Genomic DNA, 20302 nt, shown 5'->3' on the forward strand with positions numbered 1-20302 from the left:
TATCGCGGCTTTGCTGCAATTGTCCAATAGGAATTCGAACGCTCATGTCCACCAAACACGCCACTCAGGACCGCTGGCTGGACCTTAACGATCTGCTGCGCCAATTGGTCGCCCAAGGCATCATCAGCCAGGATTCAGCGGAAACCGCACTCAATGCGCGTCGGCGTCACACTGCCAACAGCCAGTTGCATCCACTTGAATTCATTGCCAACCAGCACCTGGACGACCTGAGCCGTCCCGGCAAGCGCCTGGACCTGGAAAACCTGACGCTGTGGCTGGCCGAGCAGGCCGACCAGCCCTACATGCGCATCGACCCGTTGAAGATCAACGTGGCAGCCGTTACGCCCCTGATGTCCTACGCCTTTGCGCAGCGCCACAAGATCCTCGCCGTGGCGGTCGATCGCGACGCGGTCACCGTTGCCAGCGCCCAGCCTTACGTCAGCAGTTGGGAAGCGGACCTGACCCACGTGCTCAAGTTGCCGGTCAAGCGGGTGGTCGCCAACCCGGTGGATATCCAGCGCCTCAGCGTGGAATTCTACCGCCTGGCCAAGTCGGTCAGCGGTGCCACCACGGTCGAGCAGCAACCGAGCAACCTGAGCAACTTCGAACAACTGCTCAATCTCGGCGCCAGCGACCAGGAGCCGGACGCCAACGACGCCCATATCGTCAATATCGTCGACTGGCTGTTCCAGTACGCCTTCCAGCAGCGCGCCAGCGATATCCACATCGAACCCCGCCGCGAGCAGGGCACCGTGCGTTTTCGCATCGACGGCGTGCTGCACACCGTCTACCAGTTCCCGCCGCAGGTGACGATGGCGATCATCAGTCGCCTCAAGAGCCTGGGGCGGATGAACGTCGCGGAAAAGCGCAAGCCCCAGGACGGACGCGTCAAGACCAAGACCCCGGACGGCGGCGAAGTGGAGTTGCGACTGTCGACCTTGCCCACGGCATTCGGCGAAAAAATGGTCATGCGGATCTTCGACCCGGAAGTGCTGCTCAAGGATTTCGACCAGCTCGGTTTTTCCGCCGACGACCTGCGCCGCTGGCAGGACATGACGCGCCAGCCCAACGGCATCATCCTGGTTACGGGGCCCACCGGGTCCGGCAAGACCACGACCCTCTACACCACGCTCAAGAAGCTGGCGACACCGGAAGTGAACCTCTGCACCATCGAAGATCCGATTGAAATGGTCGAGTCGTCCTTCAACCAGATGCAGGTCCAGCACAATATCGAGCTGTCGTTTGCCGCCGGCGTCCGCGCGCTGATGCGACAGGACCCGGACATCATCATGATCGGCGAGATCCGCGACCTGGAAACCGCCGAGATGGCGATCCAGGCAGCGCTCACCGGACACCTTGTGCTCTCGACCCTGCACACCAACGACGCGCCGAGCGCCATCAGCCGCCTGCTGGAGCTTGGCGTGCCGCATTACCTGATCAAGGCCACGGTCCTCGGGGTCATGGCCCAGCGCCTGGTACGTACGCTGTGCCCGCATTGCAAGGCACCGTTGACCCTGGACGAAGACGACTGGCAAACCCTGACGCGTCCCTGGCAGGCACCCTTGCCCACCAATGCCCAACGGGCGGTCGGTTGCTCGGAGTGCCGTGACACCGGCTATCGCGGGCGTGCCGGGGTCTACGAAATCATGCAATTGAGCGACAGCGTCAAAGGCTTGATCCACCCCGACACCGATTTGCTGGCCGTACGCCGCCAGGCGTTCAAGGAAGGCATGCGCAGCCTGCGGCTCTCGGGCGCGCAAAAGGTTGCGGCGGGCTTGACCACCGTCGAGGAAGTATTGCGGGTAACGCCACAGAGCGAGCAGAAGTAGGCACCATCCTGCTCAAGAGGCAGAAATATCCCACAAACAAACCGGAACGGACCGTAGCGAAGATAATGGCCGCGTGCCCTACACTCAGGGTTCGCAGGTCCATTTCAATTCGCACAGGGAACCGTCATGCAGATCGGTAGCGTACTTTTACTGTTCATCGGCCTCGTGGTCGCCATCCTGTTCATGGGGTTCAAGGTCGTGCCCCAGGGCTACCAGTGGACCGTCGAGCGCTTTGGCCGTTACACCAATACGCTCAAGCCCGGCCTGAACATCATCATTCCGGTAATGGATCGCATTGGGCGCAAGATCAACGTCATGGAAAGCGTGCTGGATATTCCTCCCCAGGAAGTGATTACCGCCGACAACGCCACGGTACAGATCGACGCCGTGTGTTTCTTCCAGGTCGTCAACACAGCCCAGGCCGCCTACGAGGTCAACAACCTCGAACACGCCATCCGCAACCTGTTGCAGACCAACATCCGCACGGTGCTGGGGTCCATGGAACTGGATGCCATGCTCAGCCAGCGCGACGGCATCAATGAAAAACTATTGCGCACCGTGGATGAGGCCACGGCGCCGTGGGGCATCAAGATCACCCGGATCGAGATCAAGGACATCAGCCCGCCAGCCGACCTGATGGCCGCCATGTCCGGGCAGATGAAAGCCGAACGGATCAAGCGTGCCCAGATCCTCGAAGCGGAAGGCCTGCGAGCGTCGGCCATTCTTACCGCCGAAGGCAAGAAACAGGCGCAGATCCTCGAGGCCGAAGGCAGTCGGCAGGCCGCGTTCCTGGAGTCGGAAGCCCGCGAACGCCAGGCGCAAGCCGAAGCCTTGGCTACCCAGGTGGTGTCCCAGGCGATCGCCGCCGGTAACGTCCAGGCCGTGAACTACTTCGTTGCGCAAAAATACATCGATGCCCTCGGCCGTCTTGCCTCGGCCAACAACAGCAAGGTGATCCTGATGCCGCTGGAAGCCAGCCAGGTCATTGGCGCCGTCGGCGGTATCGGTGAGATCGTCAAGGCCACCTTCGACAGCAAGAAAGCCTGAGGCGCGCGTATGTGGGGTTTCCTGCAACAGATGTCGTATTGGGACTGGCTGGCGCTTGGCGTCATCCTGCTGATCCTGGAGGTATTCGGCGCCGGCGGATATCTGCTCTGGATCGGCATGGCCGCCGCTGCGGTCGGTGTGCTGACCTTTATCCTGCCGCAAATGGCTTGGGAGATGCAGTTCCTGCTGTTCGGCCTGTTCGCCATCGCAACAGCCCTGTATTGGTGGCGACGCCAGCGCAGCGCGGTGCGCCAGAGCGATCAGCCACACCTGAACCTGCGCGGTCAGGAACTGATCGGCAAGGTCTTCCAGGTCCACGAGGCAATCGTCGATGGACGGGGCAAGATCAAGGTGGCCGATGGCGTGTGGTTGGCGAAGGGACCCGATTCGCCTGTTGGCGCCCGGGTCAGGGTGGTGACGCAGGAGGGGACGGTGTTGACGGTTGAACGAGCGGAGTGACGCGTCATGGAACTGAATCGAGACCTCGACAATCCAACGTCATAGTTAACCCAGTGGAGTCACCTATCATGCGTCTCAAACTTGCTGTCGCGACCCTAGCCTTGCTTTCTCTTCCTGTGGGCTCGGCAATGGCCGACACGTTTTGGCGTAACGTCATCTCGTCCGGTGCGACCACCGGTTCCACCTACCTGACCTTCAAGGATCACAAGCTGATCGTCGCCGCCCAGGACGACGCCGGCAGCTTTGTCGCCAGTGACGGCAGCATCCGTGGCCCTTACCTGGAAGCCGCGATGCAGAAAGTCCGTGCCGACAACCCAGGCCTGCAGGCCACCGACATGGAACTGGCCAACGCGATCCTGGCGAAGAACGCCGTCGCCCAGGATTGATTCCCGGCCCATAAAAAATGCCGCTCGATTGAGCGGCATTTTTTTGCCCGAAAATATTATCAGGCTGCCCGCAGTACCCAGTGCGGGAGCGGGCTTGCTCGCTCCCGCATTAGATCCGGGTTATTCGCCGATTGCAGCTTTGTAGCCGGCAGCGTCGAGCAGCTTGTCCAGCTCGGCCTTGTCGCTTGGCTTGAGCTTGAAGATCCATGCCCCGTACGGGTCGGAGTTCAGCAGCTCTGGCGAACCGCTCAACTCTTCGTTGATTGCAATCACTTCACCCGAAACTGGGGAATAGATATCGGAAGCGGCCTTGACCGACTCCACCACACCGGCTTGATCGCCCGCAGCAAAAACCTTACCGACCTCAGTCAGCTCGACAAACACCACATCGCCCAAGGCTTCCTGCGCGTGATCGCTGATGCCCACGGTGACAGTACCGTCGGCTTCCAGGCGCGCCCACTCATGGCTTTCGGCGAAACGCAGTTCGGCAGGGATATCACTCATATTCTGTGTCCTCAAGAGAAGTGTCAGCGGCCGGCGGCCCGCCGTAAAAAGGTTAGATCAGGGTTTTGCCATGGCGGACGAAGGTCGGCTTGACCACCCGTACCGGGTACCACTTGCCACGAATTTCCACCTCGGCACGGTCGGCGGTGGCCATTGGGACACGAGCCAAGGCAATTGACTTGCTAAGCGTAGGAGAAAAACTACCACTGGTGATCTCCCCTTCGCCAACATCTGCGATTCGAACCACTTGATGGGCGCGCAAGACTCCCCGTTCTTCAAGCACCAACCCCACCAATTTGTGCTGCACGCCCGCAGCGAGTTCGGCTTCCAGCGCTTCGCGGCCGATGAATTGGCGACTGGCCGGCTCCCAGGCGATGCTCCAGGCCATGTTCGAAGCCAAGGGCGAAACATCCTGGTGGATGTCCTGGCCATAGAGGTTCATGCCAGCTTCCAGGCGCAGGGTGTCGCGGGCGCCGAGGCCAATGGGTGAAATACCGGCGCCCACCAGGTCGTTGAAAAAGCTTGGGGCTTCATGGGCCGGAAGAACGATTTCAAGACCGTCTTCTCCGGTATAGCCGGTACGAGCGATGAACCAATCACCGTCGGCGCGACCTTCGAAAGGCTTGAGTTGCTGAAGCAATTGGCCGCGAGATTGCGTGACCAGTTCAGCGATCTTGTGCCGGGCGTGAGGCCCCTGGATCGCCAGCATCGCCAGTTCGGGACGCTCATGCAATTGCACGTCGTAATCGCCGAGCTGCGCCTGCATCCAGGCCAGGTCCTGATCGCGGGTCGAAGCGTTGAACACCAACCGATAGCCGTCCTCGACCCGGTAGATGATCATGTCGTCGACAATGCCGCCATGCTCATTGAGCATGGCGCTGTACAGCGCACGGCCCGCGTCCTGCAAGCGATCGACATCGTTGGCCAGCAAGCGCTGCAACCAGACTTTGGCCTGGGGACCGGCAACGTCGATCACGGTCATGTGGGATACATCGAACACACCGCAATCGCGACGCACCTGATGGTGCTCTTCGACTTGCGAGCCGTAGTGCAAAGGCATATCCCAACCGCCAAAATCGACCATCTTCGCGCCGAGGGCGAGATGAAGGTCATACAGAGGCGTACGCTGTCCCATGGGTTTCTCCTTCCGGGCTTGGCGAAGGTGCGGACGGGCACTGCACAGCACGAGCATCTGAAAAGAAGAGTTTTCTGACGCTCCCAGCTACCCGGTCCGACAGACGGACCGCACCGAATGCCGCGCATTGTATCCGCATGATGTAGGACTGGCACCTAGGAGGACGCTCAATAATTGAGATCGCCTGCTAGGGGTTTCGATGGGCCGAACGTCGTATCAATCCGATGACCGGTAACAGCCCCACCAGCACCAGCGTCAACGCCGGCAACGCTGCCCTGGCCCATTCTCCCTCACTGGTCATTTCAAAGATCCGCACCGCCAGGGTGTCCCAACCGAACGGGCGCATCAGCAAGGTCGCGGGCATTTCCTTGAGCACATCGACGAATACCAGCAGCGCCGCACTCAGGGTGCCCGGCAACAGCAATGGCAGATACACCTTGAAAAACAATCGCGGTCCACTGACGCCGAGGCTTCGGGCGGCCTCGGGCAAGGACGGACGAATGCGCGCCAGGCTGCTTTCCAATGGACCGTAGGCCACCGCCAGGAAACGCACCAGGTACGCCAACACCAGAGCCGAAAGACTGCCCAGCAGCAGCGGTTTGCCCGCACCGCCAAACAGGCTCGACAGCGGAACGACCCACTCACGGTCCAGATAGCTGAACGCAAGCATGATCGAGACCGCCAGCACCGAGCCCGGCAACGCATAGCCCAGGTTCGCCAGGCCGACACCGGCGCGGATGGCGCGGGTCGGCGCCAGTCGCCGGGCAAAGGCCAGCAGCAAGGCGACGCATACGGTAACCAGCGCAGCCAAGCCGCCCAGATAAAGGGTATGGACGATCAGCCCGGCATAACGCTCGTCCAGGTCAAAACGACCGCGCTGCCAGAACCACACCACCAGTTGCAGCACCGGAATGACAAAAGCGCAGGCAAACACCAGGAAACACCAACCGCTGGCGGCCAGCGCCTTGAGCCCTTGCAGAGGGTAAAGCGCCTTGACCCGAGGTCGCTCGTTGCCGGCTCGCTGGGCACCCCGGGCTCGGCGCTCACCGTAGAGCACCACCACCACCGCCAACAGCAGGAGACTTGCCAGTTGGGCCGCACTGGAGAGGCTGAAAAAGCCGTACCAGGTCTTGTAGATCGCCGTGGTGAACGTGTCGAAATTGAACACCGACACCGCGCCGAAGTCCGCCAGGGTCTCCATCAAGGCCAGCGCTACGCCCGCGCCGATTGCCGGCCGCGCCATCGGCAACGCCACACGCCAGAACGCTTGCCATGGCGACTGCCCCAGCGCCCGGGCCGCTTCCATCAGTCCTTTGCCCTGGGCCAGGAAAGCACTTCGGGCGAGCAGATAGACATAGGGGTAGAACACCAGGACCAGAACCAGGATCACCCCGCCAGTGGAACGCACCCGGGGCAGGCGCAGGCCGCTGCCGAACCATTCACGCAGCAGCGTCTGTACGGGGCCGGCAAAATCCAGCAGGCCAACGAATACAAATGCCAGGACATAGGCAGGAATCGCGAACGGCAGCATCAACGCCCAGTCGAGCCAGCGTCGGCCGGGAAACTCGCAAAGACTGGTGAGCCAGGCCAGGCTGACGCCCAACAGCGTCACGCCGATGCCCACGCCAAGGATCAGCGTCAAGGTATTACCCAACAGGCGCGGCATCTGGGTTTCCCACAGATGGGACCAGATCTGCTGATCGATGCTTTGCCAGGACAGCAGCAGCACACTCAAGGGCAGCAGGACCAACGCAGTGACGGCGAAGACCAGGGGATACCAGCGGCGTTGGGCGGGGTGGGCCAAGGAAAACTCTCGTTAAATGGTCACGTGGCAAGGGAGCTTGCTCCCGCTGGGCTTCGTAGGAGCTGGCGAAGGCTCGGGCCGCGTTCGGACGATCTTTTGATCTATTGATCTTTCGCTTGAAACTCAAGGGGCTGGGGAAAAAATCGCAGCCTCGTTCCACTCGACAGCTCCTACCAGCTCCTACCAGTCCCTGCCAGCTCCTACAGGCCCGGTGGGGGCAAGCCCCCCCTCGCTCAATTCCAGCCAGCGCGGTCCATCATGCGGATGGCTTCGGCCTGGCGCTTACCCGCGACTTCCACCGGCAACGTATCGGCCTTGAACTTGCCCCAGGCGGCAACTTCCTTGGAAGGCTCCACTTTCGGGTTCGCCGGGAATTCCTGGTTCACGTCGGCAAAGATGTTTTGCGCTTCAGGCGTGGTCATCCATTCCACCAGCTTCTTCGCGGCCTCCGGGTGCGGCGCATGCTTGGTCAAGCCAATGCCCGAAAGGTTGATGTGCACGCCCCGATCGGCCTGGTTCGGCCAGAACAGCTTGACCTTCAAGTCCGGCTTCTGCTGGTGCAGGCGGCCATAGTAGTAGGTGTTGACGATACCGACATCACACTGGCCGGCATTGATCGCTTCAAGCAGCGCAGTGTCGTCGGAGAACACGTCGGTAGACAGGTTCTTGACCCAACCCTTGAGGATTTCCTCGGTTTTTTCCGCCCCGTGGGTTTCGATCAGGGTCGCAGTCAGGGACTGGTTGTAGACCTTCTTCGACGTCCGCAGGCACAAGCGGCCTTCCCACTCTTTGCCAGCCAAGGCTTCATAGGTGGTCAATTCGCCCGGTTTGACCCGGTCAGTGGAATAGACGATGGTCCGCGCCCGCAGGCTCAAGCCGGTCCAGGCGTGGGAGGACGCACGATATTGAGGCGGGATGTTGGCGTCGATGACCGGCGAGGTGAAGGGCTGGAGGATCCCCATCTGCTCGGCTTGCCAAAGGTTGCCGGCGTCCACGGTGAGCAGCAGGTCGGCGGTGGCGTTCGCACCTTCGGCCTTGATCCGCTGCATCAGGGGCGCTTCCTTGTCGGTAATGAACTTTACCGCTACGCCGGTCTTCTTGGTGTACGCATCGAAAACCGGTTTGATCAATTCATCGATGCGCGAGGAGTAGACCACCACCTCATCGGCGGCCTGGGCAGCGGAAGTGCCAATCAGGGCCAAGGCGAGGGCGGACAGCAGGCGTTTTGTGGCCAACATGGTAGCGGTCTCTCGATTGTGAACGGAGCGCAAATGATAAGGACTCACATTTAGCACCACAATCGGACAGTGGGCAGACACGTTTCCAAATGTTGCAGCGGTGGGGTCGAGGTGGCTGTTCCGGCCTCATCGCGAGCAGGCTCGCTCCCACATTGACCTGCTTTCACATAACCCTGTGGGAGCGAGCCTGCTCGCGATGAGGCCATGAGCCCAACCCACCTCTCAGGCCTTGGCCAAATCCGGCAAATCCCCAATCAACCCGAGCGCCTCGCGCACGAACAGCGCCTTGGCCTCAGGCAGGCGATCCACCAGTTTCAGCCCGGTGTTACGCAACCAGCGAACCGGCAGCGGATCGGCCTGGAACAACCGTTCGAACCCCTCCATCGCCGCCATCAACGCCAGGTTGTGAGGCATGCGTCGCCGCTCGTAGCGGCTCAATACCTTCACGTCCGCCAAGCGCTCGCCGCGTCCGGCCGCTTGCAACAGCACTTCAGCCAGCACGGCGGCGTCGAGGAAGCCGAGGTTCACCCCCTGCCCGGCCAACGGATGGATCGTATGGGCCGCGTCGCCAATCAGTGCGAGCCCTTCGGCCACGTAGCGTTTGGCGTGGCGTTGGCGCAGCGGCACGCACAGGCGCGGGTCGACAGCGAGAACCGTGCCGAGCTGACCTTCGAAAGCACGTTCCAGTTCGTCGCGGAACGCTGCGTCATCGAGCGCCATCAAGCGCTGCGCCTCGCCGGGGGTCGTGGACCAGACGATGGAACACCAGTCCTGCTGGCCGTCGCGCGCAAGCGGCAGGAAAGCCAGCGGGCCGTTGTCGGTAAAACGTTGCCAGGCCGTCAATCGATGGGGCTTGGCGGTGCGCACGCTGGTCACGATGGCGTGGTGCAGATAATCCCATTCGCGCGTAGCGACACCGGTCAAACGGCGCACGGCAGAATTCGCGCCGTCGGCGGCAATCACCAGCGGTGCCCGCAAGGTTCGGCCGTCAGCGAGGGTCAACAGCCAGTCATCACCGGAGCGGCGCATCTGCTCCAGGCGCGCACTGGCCAGCAAGCCCAGGTCGCAGTCATGCAACCTGTCCAGCAAGGCATCCTGAACGACGCGGTTCTCGACGATATGCCCCAGCACTTCGGCATGCAGGCTGGCGGCAGAAAAATGAATCTGCCCGGTGCCGCTGCCATCCCAGACGTGCATGTCGGTATACAGGCTGGCGCGCCGTCCGGTGATGCCGTCCCAGACGCCAAGGCGTTCGAGAATCCGCTGGCTGGCCGCCGACAAGGCGCTGACCCTCGGCTCGAACGCCGCCTGTGGATCAAAGGGCTTGACGCTCATCGGGCTGCCGTCGAGCAACAGCACTTGCAGGCCACTGCCCTGCAACGCCAGCGCCAGGGCGCTGCCGACCATACCGGCGCCGACAATCAGCAGATCTGCACGCAATTCCATGCTTTAAGCCTGTGTAGCTGGCGACATGAGCCGCCCGTGAAAAAAATACCCCGGCTCACGCATCGGGACGGGTTCCCAGGCCCATGGCCTGGCGAGCGAACCAGCGTTTGGCCGGCGGCAACAGATCAAGGCCCAACAGGCCCAGATTGCGCCCCACGGACACCAACGGCAGATCGCTGGCGAACAAGCGTGTCACCTGGTCCGAGAATCCCACGGTCAGGGCCTGGTCCATCCGCTGGCGCTCACGATAGACCTGCAGCACGGCGAAATCGCCAGGCGTGCTGTCGCTTTCCAGCAAGGCATCGGCCAGGGCTTGCGCATCGCGCAGGGACAAGTTGAACCCCTGTCCGGCGATCGGATGCAGGCTATGGGCGGCATTGCCCAGGATCACCAAGTGCGGACGGACCTGTTCTTCAGCCTCCACCAGCGCCAAGGGGTAAAGATGCCGCGCGCCGACCTGCTTGAGCGCGCCCAACCGATAGCCAAACACCTCCTGCAGTTCACTGAGGAAGCTGCGCTCGTCCAATGCCGCCAGGCGTTGCGCATCCATCCCCTGCCGGGTCCAGACCAACGCACAGCGATTCTCCGGGAGCGGCAACAGGGCCATCGGACCGTCATCGGTAAACCGTTCGAACGCCATGCCGTTATGGGCTTCGCCCGGCGTGATGTTGGCGATCAACGCGCTCTGGTCATAAGGTCGGTTGCGCACACCGACCCCCAACTGCTCCCGCAGGCCGGAACGACCGCCGTCGGCAAGCACCGCCAGGTCGCACTCGAGGACGGTTTCGTCGTCGAGGGTCAGGCGATAACCCTCGACTTGCGGCTCCATCCGAGTGACCTGCGCCGGACAGCGCCAACTGACGACCTCCGGATCCAAGCCCTGCCACAGGCACTGGCCGAGCCAAGCGTTTTCCACGACATAGCCGAGGGCCGGCACGCCCTCTTCCATCGCGGACAGCCGCGCCGTGGAAAACCGCCCGCGATCGGACACGTGGATCTGCTTGATCGGCTCGGCGCGGCGGGAAATCTCCTGCCACAGGCCCAAGCGTTGATAGATCTGCCGGGCGCCGAATGAAAGCGCCGAGGACCGCGCGTCATAGCTCGGCTGCCAGGTGTCGCCAGGTGCAAAGGGCTCGATCAGCATGATCTTCCAGCCCCGCGCCTTTGCACCGGCCTGCAACGCCAGCGCAAGGCTCGCGCCGACCAGGCCGCCGCCGACGATTGCCACATTGACCCGGCTCATGCCGCCTGGGTCCGTGCAGCGGCCATCAGGGCCTCGATATCGGCGACCGTCCTGGGCAAGCCACGGGTCAGGATTTCACAACCGGTCTTGGTCACTACCACGTCATCCTCGATGCGCACGCCAATGCCGCGCCATTTTTTCGCTACGTTGCGGTTGTCCGGCGAGATATAAATTCCCGGCTCCACCGTCAACGTCATGCCTGCTTCCAATACGCGCCATTCGCCACCGACGCGGTATTCGCCCACATCATGCACATCCATGCCCAGCCAATGGCCGGCGCGATGCATGTAGAACGCCCGGTAGGCTTCGCTGGCAATCAGCTCATCCACGTCGCCCTCAAGCAAGCCCAGGCGCACCAACCCTTCGGTGATGACCCGGACCGTCGCTTCATGGGCCTGGTTCCAGTGTTTATCCGGCGCGATTTCAGCGAACGCCGCTTCCTGGGCGGCCAGCACCACTTCGTAGATCGCCTTCTGCTCGGGCGAAAACTTGCCGCTGACCGGCCAGGTACGGGTGATGTCGCTGGCGTAGCAATCGATCTCACAACCGGCATCGATCAACACCAGGTCGCCGTCCTTAAGCAGCGCGTCGTTCTGCTGGTAGTGCAGGATGCAGCTGTTGCGCCCCGCCGCGACGATGGAGCCGTAGGCCGGCATTTTTGCGCCGCCCTTGCGGAATTCGTAATCGAGCTCGGCTTCCAGGCTGAACTCATACAGCCCGGGCCGAGCCGCCTGCATCGCCCGTATATGCGCCCGGGTCGAAATCCGGGCCGCTTCGCGCATCACTTTCACTTCCGCTGCCGATTTATACAGGCGCATGTCGTGAAGCAGATGATCCAGGGCAACGAATTCGTTCGGCGGCTGGGCGCCGAGGTTGGCCTTGGAACGGATCACATTGATCCACTCCATCAGGTGCCGGTCGAATTCAGGGTTGCTGCCCATGGCCGAGTACACCCGGTCGCGACCTTCGATCAGGCCCGGCAGGATGTCGTCGATATCGGTGATGGGAAATGCGTCGTCGGCGCCGTAGTCTCGAATTGCGCCCTCCTGGCCGGCGCGCAGTCCATCCCATAGCTCACGCTCGGCGTTGCGTTCGCGGCAGAAGAGGACGTACTCGCCATGGGCCCGGCCGGGCATCAGCACAATGACCGCCTGCGGCTCGGGAAAGCCGCTGAGGTACTGGAAATCGCTGTCCTGGCGATAGACATGCTCGACGTCGCGGTTGCGGATAGCAACGGCGGCGGCGGGCAGGATTGCGATGCTGTTGGGTTCCATCTGCGCCATCAAGGCCTTGCGGCGACGACTGTATTCCGATTTCGGGATATGAATCATGGGCAGACGGTGTTCCCTTTCAAGCGATCAGTGCAAGGATGGCTTGGCAGCCGGCTCAGCGGTTTTCTTGGTCTCGGTAAACAGTAGCAGTGGCGCGACCCGAAGATATTCCATCACTTCCATATAGTCGCTTTCGCCGTCGTCGGATTCTTCCAGGGCATCCTGGACCTGAGAGATGGCCGCCAGATCTTGCAGCACTTCCTTGGCTTCATCGCTCAGGGTGTATTCGCGGCGGGTCAGGCCGAAACCGGCGAGGAAGCCCTGGCACCACTGGCCCAGCGCGGCGGCGCGTTCGCTCAACGGCGCATCGTCGGTCGGCAGGAGCAGGACGACGGTCATGTCATCGCTGGTCAACTCACCCTTGACCATTTCCTGCAGGCCGATGAGCGCGTTGCGCACGTTGTCGGCAGGCTCGCCTTCGAGCATCTCGGCGGCGTCGGCCAGCCAGCCATCGGCGTCGAAACCGGCGCCGGCACAGCTGCGACCGAGCAGCAAGCCATGCAGTTCGGCAGGCGAGACAGGATGACCGCTGGTGCTCAGCAGGGTGGCGAATGCTTGATACGGGGAATTCTGAATGGGCATGGGCAGCTAGGCGCCAGACGGCGCTATGTCTAGAATGGAGGCCTTGTATCCTACATCGACAGACTCGCCAAGACCATTAAAGGCTGTGCGACCCTTATTCCCCATCAGACACAATCCTCAGTGGACACAATGGAAGATACCGACCTGCAAGCGCTGATGGCCAGACTCGAGCTGCTAATTGAACGGGTCGAGCAACTTAAGAGCCAAAACGGACTCTTATTAGCTCAGGAAAAAACCTGGCGCGAGGAACGCGCGCACCTCATTGAAAAAAACGAAATCGCCCGGCGTAAGGTCGAATCGATGATTTCGCGCCTCAAGGCCCTGGAGCAAGACTCATGAGTTCAAGCAATAGCGTCACCGTGCAGATCCTCGATAAAGAATATTCGATCATCTGCCCCCAGGAAGAGCGCAGCAACCTGGTGAGCGCCGCCCGTTACCTGGACGGCAAGATGCGCGAGATCCGCAGCAGCGGCAAAGTCATCGGCGCCGACCGCATCGCCGTGATGGCCGCCTTGAACATCACCCACGACCTGCTACACCGCCAGGATACGCCCGACCTACAGGTCAGCGGCTCGACCCGCGAACAGGTGCGCGACCTGCTGGAACGGGTGGATTTGGTACTGGCCACTGATCCGGACGTCAGCAAGGGCTGATTCGCGAGGCTGCCTGGGGTATACTTGCGACACTCCCTGGGGTGCTTGCCAGTTGGTGATGTCCCTGAGCCGATACGCACAACCACGGGGGTTGCACGTTGGGGCCGGTGTGCATGTCCGCTTGACGGAAAGCCTTAACGCCTCCTGCAACTTCCACCTTGAACTTTCGGGTTCAAGGGCTAAGCCGACAGCGGTTCATCCGGGGAGCCTGATTCTCGACACAATGCCAGTCATCATGACTGGCATTGTCGTTTCTGCTTTCGCCATTTCTGGCCTGATCATTTGCGGTTACGCTGTGGTGATGACACCGCCTCGTGAAGCCTCGATATGACAGAACCTGCGCTGCTGCCTCGCCCGCAACTCCGACGCCTGCTGCGCCAGGCCCGTCGTGCCCTGACGCCGGCCCAGCAGCGGGAAGCGGCCCGCGGGCTCTACAGGCAACTGGCCCAGCATCCACTGTTTCGCCGCGCGAAGCACATTGCGCTTTACCTGCCCAACGACGGCGAGATCGACCCGCGCCTGCTGCTGCGCGCGGCCCAGCGTCGAGGCAAGTCGACCTACTTGCCGGTACTGAGCCCCTGGCCGCAGACCAAGATGGTGTTCCAGCGCATTCACGCCGGCGAAAAAATGCAGCCCAACCGCTTTCGTATCCCGGAACCGCGCAAGAACATCGCCCGGCAGCGCAAGGTCTGGGCCCTGGACCTGGTGTTGTTGCCGTTGGTGGGATTCGATGACGCCGGAGGTCGGCTGGGCATGGGCGGCGGCTTTTATGACCGTAGCCTGGCGTACCTGGCACGACGTAGACAGTGGCGCAAGCCGACGCTGTTGGGGCTGGCCCATGAATGCCAGAAAGTCGAACGATTGGCACAGGCAAGCTGGGACGTGCCGCTGCAAGGAACGGTCAGCGACAAGCGATGGTATATCGCAGGATAGACGCCGCGGTGATCAGCGGCGCCTGGAAAGCGGGCTCAGCGCTTGAGCGATTGTGCGGGCTGGGTGATTTCCACCGGCGCATCGGTCTTGTTGGCCCAAAGGCTTTGGGCGTAACCCGTGGTCACGACACCCAGGCCAAACAGAATGACCAGTATCCACAACAAATCCGGTTTGCGTTTCATCGATTGCCCCCCTCAAGGCATATCACACACGATGACAGCAGCGGTTTTCTTATTGGCCGTGCAGCAGCGTCAAGCTTGGAAGGCCGGCATTTTGCGGCAACCCGGACCCACACGCAAACTCTGGCGTCAACCGACTGTCGGTTTGTCATAAAATCGCTGAACTATTTTTTTCCACATCGCCCAGGAGTAGAAATCATGGCCCATTGGCTGATGAAATCCGAGCCCGACGAATTGTCCATCCAGGGCTTGGAAAAGCTCGGCCAAGCGCGCTGGGACGGCGTTCGCAACTATCAGGCGCGCAATTTCCTGCGGGCCATGGCGGTGGGCGATACGTTCTTTTTCTACCATTCCAGCTGTCCCGAGCCAGGCATCGCCGGGATCGGCAAAATCATCCAGGCTGCCTACCCAGACCCTACTGCCCTGGAGCCTGACAGCCACTATTTCGCCCCCAAGGCCAGCCCGGAAAAAAATCCTTGGACTGCGATCGATGTCGCCCATATCGAGACGTTCCCACGCGTACTCAAGCTCGACTACCTAAAACAGCAGGCCGCCCTTGCCGAGATGCCGCTGGTACAGAAAGGCTCGCGGCTGTCGGTGATGCCGGTGACAGCCGAACAGTGGGCGGCGGTGCTTGCGCTGCGCTGACTAGCGATGAGTTGATGGACATCAAGCTGAGCCGGTTATTGATGCTGCAGACTTCGACGCTACAGCAGCAGGATGCCGGACATGTCGACGAACCATCGTACCTCTCGCTTTTTTGCCCTCGCCTTGATGGCTGTGTTGCTGGCTGCCGGCGGTTTCGGCTACTGGAAGTCACGCCATGATCGCCTGCCGGACGGTTTGAGCCTGGGCAACGGTCGCCTCGAGGCCACCGAAGTCCAGATCGCCAGCAAGACGCCCGGGCGCCTGGCCGAAGTCCATGTCGATGAGGGCGACAGCGTCATCAAGGGCCAAGTGCTGGCACGCATGGACACCCGGACCCTGGAGGCCCAGCGCAACCAGGCCGAGGCCGAAGTCTTACGTGCCCGGCAAAATCTGGCCGCCACCCAGGCCAATGTACAGTTTCGCCAGAGCGAACAATTGCTCGCCCATCAGGAACTCAAGCGAACCCAGGAACTGTTCAAGCGCGGTTACGCCAGCGGCCAGGTCATCGATCAGCAGCAAGCCCGCGTCGACACCGCCAATGCAGCGGTCAACGCCGCCCGGGCCCAGGAATCGGCCGCCAATGCGGCCATCGGCGCGACCCTGGCCCAAGTGGCCCAGCTCACCAGCGAAATAGATGACAGCACGTTGCGGGCACCGCTCGACGGCGTGATCCAGTTGCGCCTGGCCGAGCCCGGTGAAGTGCTGGGCGCCGGCGGTCGAGTGTTGTTGATGATCGACCCGAACGATCAATACATGAACCTCTACCTGCCGGCGTCGGTGGTCGGGAAACTGGCAGTGGGCGATGAGGCACGACTGCTGCTGGACGCCCTGCCCGAGCGACCGCTGCCGGCGAAGGTCAGTTTCGTCGCGGCCAAGTCCCAGTTCACCCCGAAAGAAGTCGAAACCCGCGATGAACGCCAGAAACTGGTATTCCGCGTCAAAGTGCGCCTGACCCGTCCCGGCGAAGTGCCCCAGGCCAAACCCGGCATGCCCGGCGCCGGCTATGTGCGAACCGCCCCCATTGATTGGCCGGCCAACTTGCAATGAGCATCGCCCCCAGCGAAGCATTGCACGCCTCGGGCATTGAGCATCGCTACGGCCAGCACGCGGCGTTGAGCGATATCACCTTTAGCCTGCCCGCCGGCACTCGCTGCGGCCTGATCGGCCCGGACGGCGCAGGCAAGTCAAGCCTGCTGGGGTTGATCGCCGGGGTAAAAAAACTTCAGCACGGCAAACTGGACGTGCTGGGTGCATCGATCAATGATCGACGCCATCGCAATACGCTCTATCGACGCATTGCCTTCATGCCTCAAGGGCTGGGAGGCAACCTTTACCCTGATCTGTCGATACGCGAGAACATTCGGTTTTTCGGCACGCTGTTCGGGTTATCGCGGACCGAATGCGACCAACGCATGAATACCTTGCTACTGGCCACCGACCTGCAACTTTTTGCCGACCGTCCGGCGGGCAAACTGTCCGGCGGCATGAAACAGAAGCTCGGCCTGTGTTGCGCGCTGATCCATGAACCGGACCTGCTGATTCTCGACGAACCCACCACCGGCGTGGACCCGCTGTCCCGGCGGCGCTTCTGGGAACTGATAGAAGGCGTGCGCCGACAACGGCCGCAACTGACCCTGCTGGTCGCCACGGCGTACATGGAAGAGGCCGAACAATTCGAACATTGCCTGATGCTCGACAACGGTCGCTTGATCGCCAAGGGCTTGAGCGCAGAGCTGGCAAAGATCACCCCGGATGGCAAGCTCGACTCGGCTTTCACCCACTTCCAGGGCAACCGTGGTCGCGACACCGAACCGTTGCTGATCCCTGCGAGGAACGCCAACACCACCGACATTGCCATCCAAGCCCACGACCTCACCTTGCGCTTCGGCGATTTTACTGCCGTCGATAACGTCAGCTTCGCGATTGGCCGCGGTGAAATCTTTGGGTTCCTGGGCTCCAACGGTTGCGGCAAGACCACCACCATGAAGGTGCTGACCGGGCTGATCCCCGCCAGCGAAGGCAGTGCCAAGCTGCTGGGCAACCCGGTCGACGCCAAGGACCTGGCCACCCGCAAGCGAGTGGGTTTCATGTCCCAGAGCTTTTCGCTGTACGGCGAACTGAGCGTGCGCCAGAACCTGACGCTGCACGCGAAGCTGTTCGACCTGCCCACGGCGGACAGTCGCCAGCGCATCGATGAGTTGATCCAGCGCTTCAATCTCCGGGCGCTGGCGGACCAACCTTCCGGCGCGCTGCCACTGGGCCTTCGCCAGCGTTTGTCCCTGGCGGTGGCGGTGTTGCATCGCCCGGAAGTCCTGATCCTCGATGAGCCGACCTCAGGTGTCGATCCGGCGGCGCGGGATGATTTCTGGCGGCTATTGGTCGAGCTGTCTCGCGAGCAGGGCGTGACGATTTTCCTTTCCACGCACTTCATGAACGAGGCCCAGCGCTGTGACCGCATTTCATTGATGCACGCCGGCAAAGTATTGGCCTGTGATACGCCGACGGCTTTACAGGCGCAATTCAACGGCCCGACGCTGGAAGCCGCGTTTGTCACTTGCCTGGAAAGAGCCCAGGGCGAGACGCAGCAGGACCCCGCCCCAGTGGCCCTCGACAGCGCCGACACACCCCGGGACCAGCGCGGCTTGAGCCTAGGTCGCCTATGGGCTGTCGCCAGCCGTGAAGGTAAGGAGCTGCTGCGCGACAAAGTACGGATGGCCTTCGCCCTGCTGGGGGCCCTGTTCATGATGGTGGTCTTCGGCTTCGGTATTTCCCTCGATGTAGAAAAACTGGCCTTCGCTGTGTATGACCAAGACCAGAGCCCGCAAAGTCGCACGTACCTGGAAGCGTTCCGCAGCTCACGCTACTTCGAGGAGCAGCCAATCATCCGTGACGCAAAGGAGCTGCACCGACGCTTGCAGCGCTCCGAGATCAAGCTCGCCCTGGAAATACCACCCGGTTTCGGCCGTGACCTTTACGCTGGCCGTCAGCCAACCGTGGGCGCCTGGCTGGATGGCGGCATACCGTTTCGGGCCGAGACCAGTCGCAACTATGTCCAGGCCGTCCACGCGGCTAACCTTGAGCAATTGGCTGAATCGAGCAGTCGCGCGCTGGCCCGGCAACCCGGCGCGACGCTGGAGACGCGCTTTCGTTATAACCAGGACGTGGTCAGCGTCAACGCTATCGGCCCCGGGGTCATGGCGCTGATCCTGGCATTCATTCCTGCCATGTTGACTGCGCTGGGTATCGTGCGGGAGAAGGAACTGGGTTCGATCACCAATTTCTATGCCACGCCGCTGACCCGACTGGAATTCCTGCTAGGTAAACAGGTTCCCTACCTGGTCGTCAGCCTGATTAACCTGGCCCTGCTGACTGCCATGAACCGCTGGCTGTTCGGCGTGCCATTCAAGGGCAGCGGCGTGACGCTGGCGTTGGGCGGCCTGCTCTATGTACTGGCGACCACCAGCATGGGGCTGCTGATCTCGGCATTCACACGCACCCAGATCGCGGCGATCCTCGGCACCATGATTATCACCAGCCTGCCGACCATTCAGTTTTCCGGACTGATCGTGCCGCGCTCGTCCCTGGAAGGTGCAGCCTCGGTGATGGGCCAGTTGTTTCCCGCCGGGTACTTCCTGGATATCGCCGTCGGTACCTTCACCAAGGCCCTGGACCTGCGCCAGCTCTGGCCACAATGCCTGGCGTTATGCGGTTTTTTCCTCGGTTTCACCGGACTCAGCCTGATCATGCTGAAAAAGCAGGAGGCCTGATGCACACGCTTTCACATATCTGGCGTCTCGGGCTAAAGGAACTGACCAGCCTGCGCTATGACTCCGTCCTGCTGCTGTTCCTGGGCTACGCCTTCACGGTGGCGATCTACATGCCGGCCGCCGGTTCAGTGGTCGGCGTCCACCATGCCAGTGTCGCCATAGTGGACGAAGACCAGAGCCAACTCTCGCGTGAACTGGCCCAGGTCCTGCAGCCTCCGGAATTCCAGAGCCCGGTGGCCTTGCCCTATGCCGACCTGGACAAGGTCATGGACAGTGGCCGCTTCACCTTCGTCATCAACGTGCCCGCCAACTTCCAGGCCGACCTGCTCGCAGGACGCGAACCAACCCTGCAACTCAACGTCGACGCCACGGCCATGAGCCAGGCGTTCATGGGTGCCGGCTACATCGGGCGGATTTTCCAGCAGGAATTGGCGGCCTACGCCGGTCAGGCAGAAACGAGCGAGCGAACGCCCGTGAGGCTGACCACCCGCTCGCTGTTCAATACCAACCTTGAAGGTGGCTGGTTCCTGGCGGTGATCCAGATCGTCAACAACATCACCATCCTGGCCATCATTCTCACCGGGACCGCGCTGCTACGCGAACGTGAGCATGGCACTCTCGACCATTTGCTGGTGCTGCCGCTGACGGCATTGGAAATCATGCTGGCGAAAATCTGGAGCAACCTGCTGGTGGTGGTGCTGTGCACCTGGGCATCGCTGGAAATCATCGTCAAATTCGCACTGGGAGTACCGCTTGCTGGCTCCATGGTGCTCTTCCTGCTGGTGACCGCACTCTATCTGTTCGCCAGCACATCGCTGGGCATCTTCCTCGCCACCCTGGCCCGTTCGACGCCGCAATTCGGCTTGCTGGCGATCCCGGTCATCATCCCAATGCTGCTGTTGTCAGGCGGCAGTACGCCGCTGGACAGCATGCCGCCGTGGTTGCAATGGGTGATGCAGGGCTCGCCGTCGACGCATTTCGTCAGCCTCAGCGCGGCGATCCTGTTCCGAGATGCCGGCCCTGGCGTGATTTGGCCGGACCTGCTGGCGCTGGCGATCATCGGGCTTTTGTTCTTTGCAATCGCCCTGGCCCGGTTTCGGAAAAGCCTGGCGTCTTGA

The 20302-nt window shown here is 61.8% G+C and carries 20 protein-coding genes and 1 other RNA gene; 12 read left to right on the forward strand and 9 right to left on the reverse strand.

The window, feature by feature from the left end:
• The first annotated feature begins 44 nt into the window (after positions 1 to 44).
• The 4 genes from tfpB to KSS97_RS27890 all read left to right on the forward strand — a co-directional run bounded on the left by tfpB (position 45) and on the right by KSS97_RS27890 (position 3721).
• The gene (gene tfpB, locus KSS97_RS27875) at positions 45 to 1829 is read left to right on the forward strand and encodes a type IV pilus assembly ATPase TfpB (RefSeq protein WP_030138114.1); all 1785 of its coding nucleotides are present in this window, start codon (positions 45 to 47) and stop codon (positions 1827 to 1829) included.
• 126 nt (positions 1830 to 1955) lie between these two features.
• Complete coding sequence (locus KSS97_RS27880; protein WP_030138115.1) at positions 1956 to 2876, forward strand: SPFH domain-containing protein; 921 nt, start codon at positions 1956 to 1958, stop codon at positions 2874 to 2876.
• 9 nt (positions 2877 to 2885) lie between these two features.
• The gene (locus KSS97_RS27885; protein WP_030138116.1) at positions 2886 to 3335 is read left to right on the forward strand and encodes an NfeD family protein; all 450 of its coding nucleotides are present in this window, start codon (positions 2886 to 2888) and stop codon (positions 3333 to 3335) included.
• Between the two features lie 65 nt (positions 3336 to 3400).
• The gene (locus KSS97_RS27890; RefSeq protein WP_172680574.1) at positions 3401 to 3721 is read left to right on the forward strand and encodes a DUF2388 domain-containing protein; all 321 of its coding nucleotides are present in this window, start codon (positions 3401 to 3403) and stop codon (positions 3719 to 3721) included.
• 120 nt (positions 3722 to 3841) lie between these two features.
• Here the strand turns inward: KSS97_RS27890 and gcvH are convergent, their stop codons facing one another.
• The 8 genes from gcvH to KSS97_RS27930 form a co-directional block, all read right to left on the reverse strand.
• On the reverse strand, positions 3842 to 4225 hold the full coding sequence (gene gcvH / locus KSS97_RS27895; RefSeq protein ID WP_030138117.1) for a glycine cleavage system protein GcvH: 384 nt from the start codon (positions 4223 to 4225) through the stop codon (positions 3842 to 3844).
• Positions 4226 to 4277: 52 nt separating this feature from the next.
• Positions 4278 to 5360: a glycine cleavage system aminomethyltransferase GcvT gene (gcvT, locus tag KSS97_RS27900; RefSeq protein ID WP_217860593.1), complete on the reverse strand. Its 1083-nt coding sequence runs from the start codon at positions 5358 to 5360 to the stop codon at positions 4278 to 4280.
• Between the two features lie 187 nt (positions 5361 to 5547).
• Positions 5548 to 7164: an ABC transporter permease gene (locus KSS97_RS27905; protein WP_217860594.1), complete on the reverse strand. Its 1617-nt coding sequence runs from the start codon at positions 7162 to 7164 to the stop codon at positions 5548 to 5550.
• Between the two features lie 233 nt (positions 7165 to 7397).
• Positions 7398 to 8402, reverse strand: a complete 1005-nt coding sequence (locus KSS97_RS27910) for an extracellular solute-binding protein (RefSeq protein WP_198797507.1) — start codon at positions 8400 to 8402, stop codon at positions 7398 to 7400.
• A gap of 222 nt (positions 8403 to 8624) precedes the next feature.
• Positions 8625 to 9842, reverse strand: coding sequence for a 2-octaprenyl-3-methyl-6-methoxy-1,4-benzoquinol hydroxylase (locus KSS97_RS27915; protein WP_217862115.1), 1218 nt, complete (start codon positions 9840 to 9842; stop codon positions 8625 to 8627).
• Between the two features lie 61 nt (positions 9843 to 9903).
• On the reverse strand, positions 9904 to 11091 hold the full coding sequence (gene ubiH / locus KSS97_RS27920) for a 2-octaprenyl-6-methoxyphenyl hydroxylase (protein ID WP_217860595.1): 1188 nt from the start codon (positions 11089 to 11091) through the stop codon (positions 9904 to 9906).
• Positions 11088 to 12422: a Xaa-Pro aminopeptidase gene (gene pepP, locus KSS97_RS27925; RefSeq protein WP_217860596.1), complete on the reverse strand. Its 1335-nt coding sequence runs from the start codon at positions 12420 to 12422 to the stop codon at positions 11088 to 11090. Before pepP ends, ubiH begins: the two co-directional genes overlap by 4 nt.
• Positions 12423 to 12449: 27 nt before the next feature.
• The gene (locus KSS97_RS27930) at positions 12450 to 13004 is read right to left on the reverse strand and encodes a YecA/YgfB family protein (protein WP_030138124.1); all 555 of its coding nucleotides are present in this window, start codon (positions 13002 to 13004) and stop codon (positions 12450 to 12452) included.
• A 129-nt stretch (positions 13005 to 13133) separates the two neighbouring features.
• On the opposite strand from KSS97_RS27930, the gene KSS97_RS27935 reads away from it, so the two are divergent.
• The 4 genes from KSS97_RS27935 (at position 13134) to KSS97_RS27950 (ending at position 14590) form a co-directional block, all read left to right on the forward strand.
• Positions 13134 to 13343 carry a TIGR02449 family protein gene (locus KSS97_RS27935; protein ID WP_030138125.1) on the forward strand — a complete coding sequence of 70 codons (210 nt, stop codon included), beginning with the start codon at positions 13134 to 13136 and terminating at the stop codon, positions 13341 to 13343.
• Positions 13340 to 13657 carry a cell division protein ZapA gene (locus KSS97_RS27940; protein ID WP_030138126.1) on the forward strand — a complete coding sequence of 106 codons (318 nt, stop codon included), beginning with the start codon at positions 13340 to 13342 and terminating at the stop codon, positions 13655 to 13657. The genes KSS97_RS27935 and KSS97_RS27940 overlap by 4 nt, the downstream gene beginning before the upstream one ends.
• A 30-nt stretch (positions 13658 to 13687) precedes the next feature.
• A non-coding RNA gene (gene ssrS, locus KSS97_RS27945) (6S RNA) lies at positions 13688 to 13867 on the forward strand.
• Between the two features lie 117 nt (positions 13868 to 13984).
• Positions 13985 to 14590 (forward strand): 5-formyltetrahydrofolate cyclo-ligase, encoded by a 606-nt coding sequence (locus KSS97_RS27950; RefSeq protein WP_030138127.1) that lies wholly within the window; start codon positions 13985 to 13987, stop codon positions 14588 to 14590.
• Between the two features lie 35 nt (positions 14591 to 14625).
• Here KSS97_RS27950 and KSS97_RS27955 read toward each other — a convergent pair whose 3' ends face one another.
• Entirely contained in the window at positions 14626 to 14772 is a 147-nt protein-coding gene (locus KSS97_RS27955) for a hypothetical protein (RefSeq protein ID WP_085987032.1), read from the reverse strand.
• A gap of 195 nt (positions 14773 to 14967) precedes the next feature.
• Between KSS97_RS27955 and KSS97_RS27960 the strand changes: the two genes are divergently transcribed.
• The 4 genes from KSS97_RS27960 (at position 14968) to KSS97_RS27975 (ending at position 20302) form a co-directional block, all read left to right on the forward strand.
• The gene (locus KSS97_RS27960; RefSeq protein WP_217860597.1) at positions 14968 to 15417 is read left to right on the forward strand and encodes an EVE domain-containing protein; all 450 of its coding nucleotides are present in this window, start codon (positions 14968 to 14970) and stop codon (positions 15415 to 15417) included.
• 81 nt (positions 15418 to 15498) lie between these two features.
• Positions 15499 to 16464 carry an HlyD family secretion protein gene (locus tag KSS97_RS27965; protein ID WP_030138129.1) on the forward strand — a complete coding sequence of 322 codons (966 nt, stop codon included), beginning with the start codon at positions 15499 to 15501 and terminating at the stop codon, positions 16462 to 16464.
• On the forward strand, positions 16461 to 19184 hold the full coding sequence (gene rbbA, locus KSS97_RS27970) for a ribosome-associated ATPase/putative transporter RbbA (RefSeq protein ID WP_198797511.1): 2724 nt from the start codon (positions 16461 to 16463) through the stop codon (positions 19182 to 19184). The genes KSS97_RS27965 and rbbA overlap by 4 nt, the downstream gene beginning before the upstream one ends.
• Positions 19184 to 20302, forward strand: a complete 1119-nt coding sequence (locus KSS97_RS27975) for an ABC transporter permease (protein WP_217860598.1) — start codon at positions 19184 to 19186, stop codon at positions 20300 to 20302. The genes rbbA and KSS97_RS27975 overlap by 1 nt, the downstream gene beginning before the upstream one ends.

Origin of the sequence: Pseudomonas alvandae (assembly GCF_019141525.1) — a bacterium.
Taxonomy (GTDB): Bacteria; Pseudomonadota; Gammaproteobacteria; order Pseudomonadales; family Pseudomonadaceae; genus Aquipseudomonas; species Aquipseudomonas alvandae.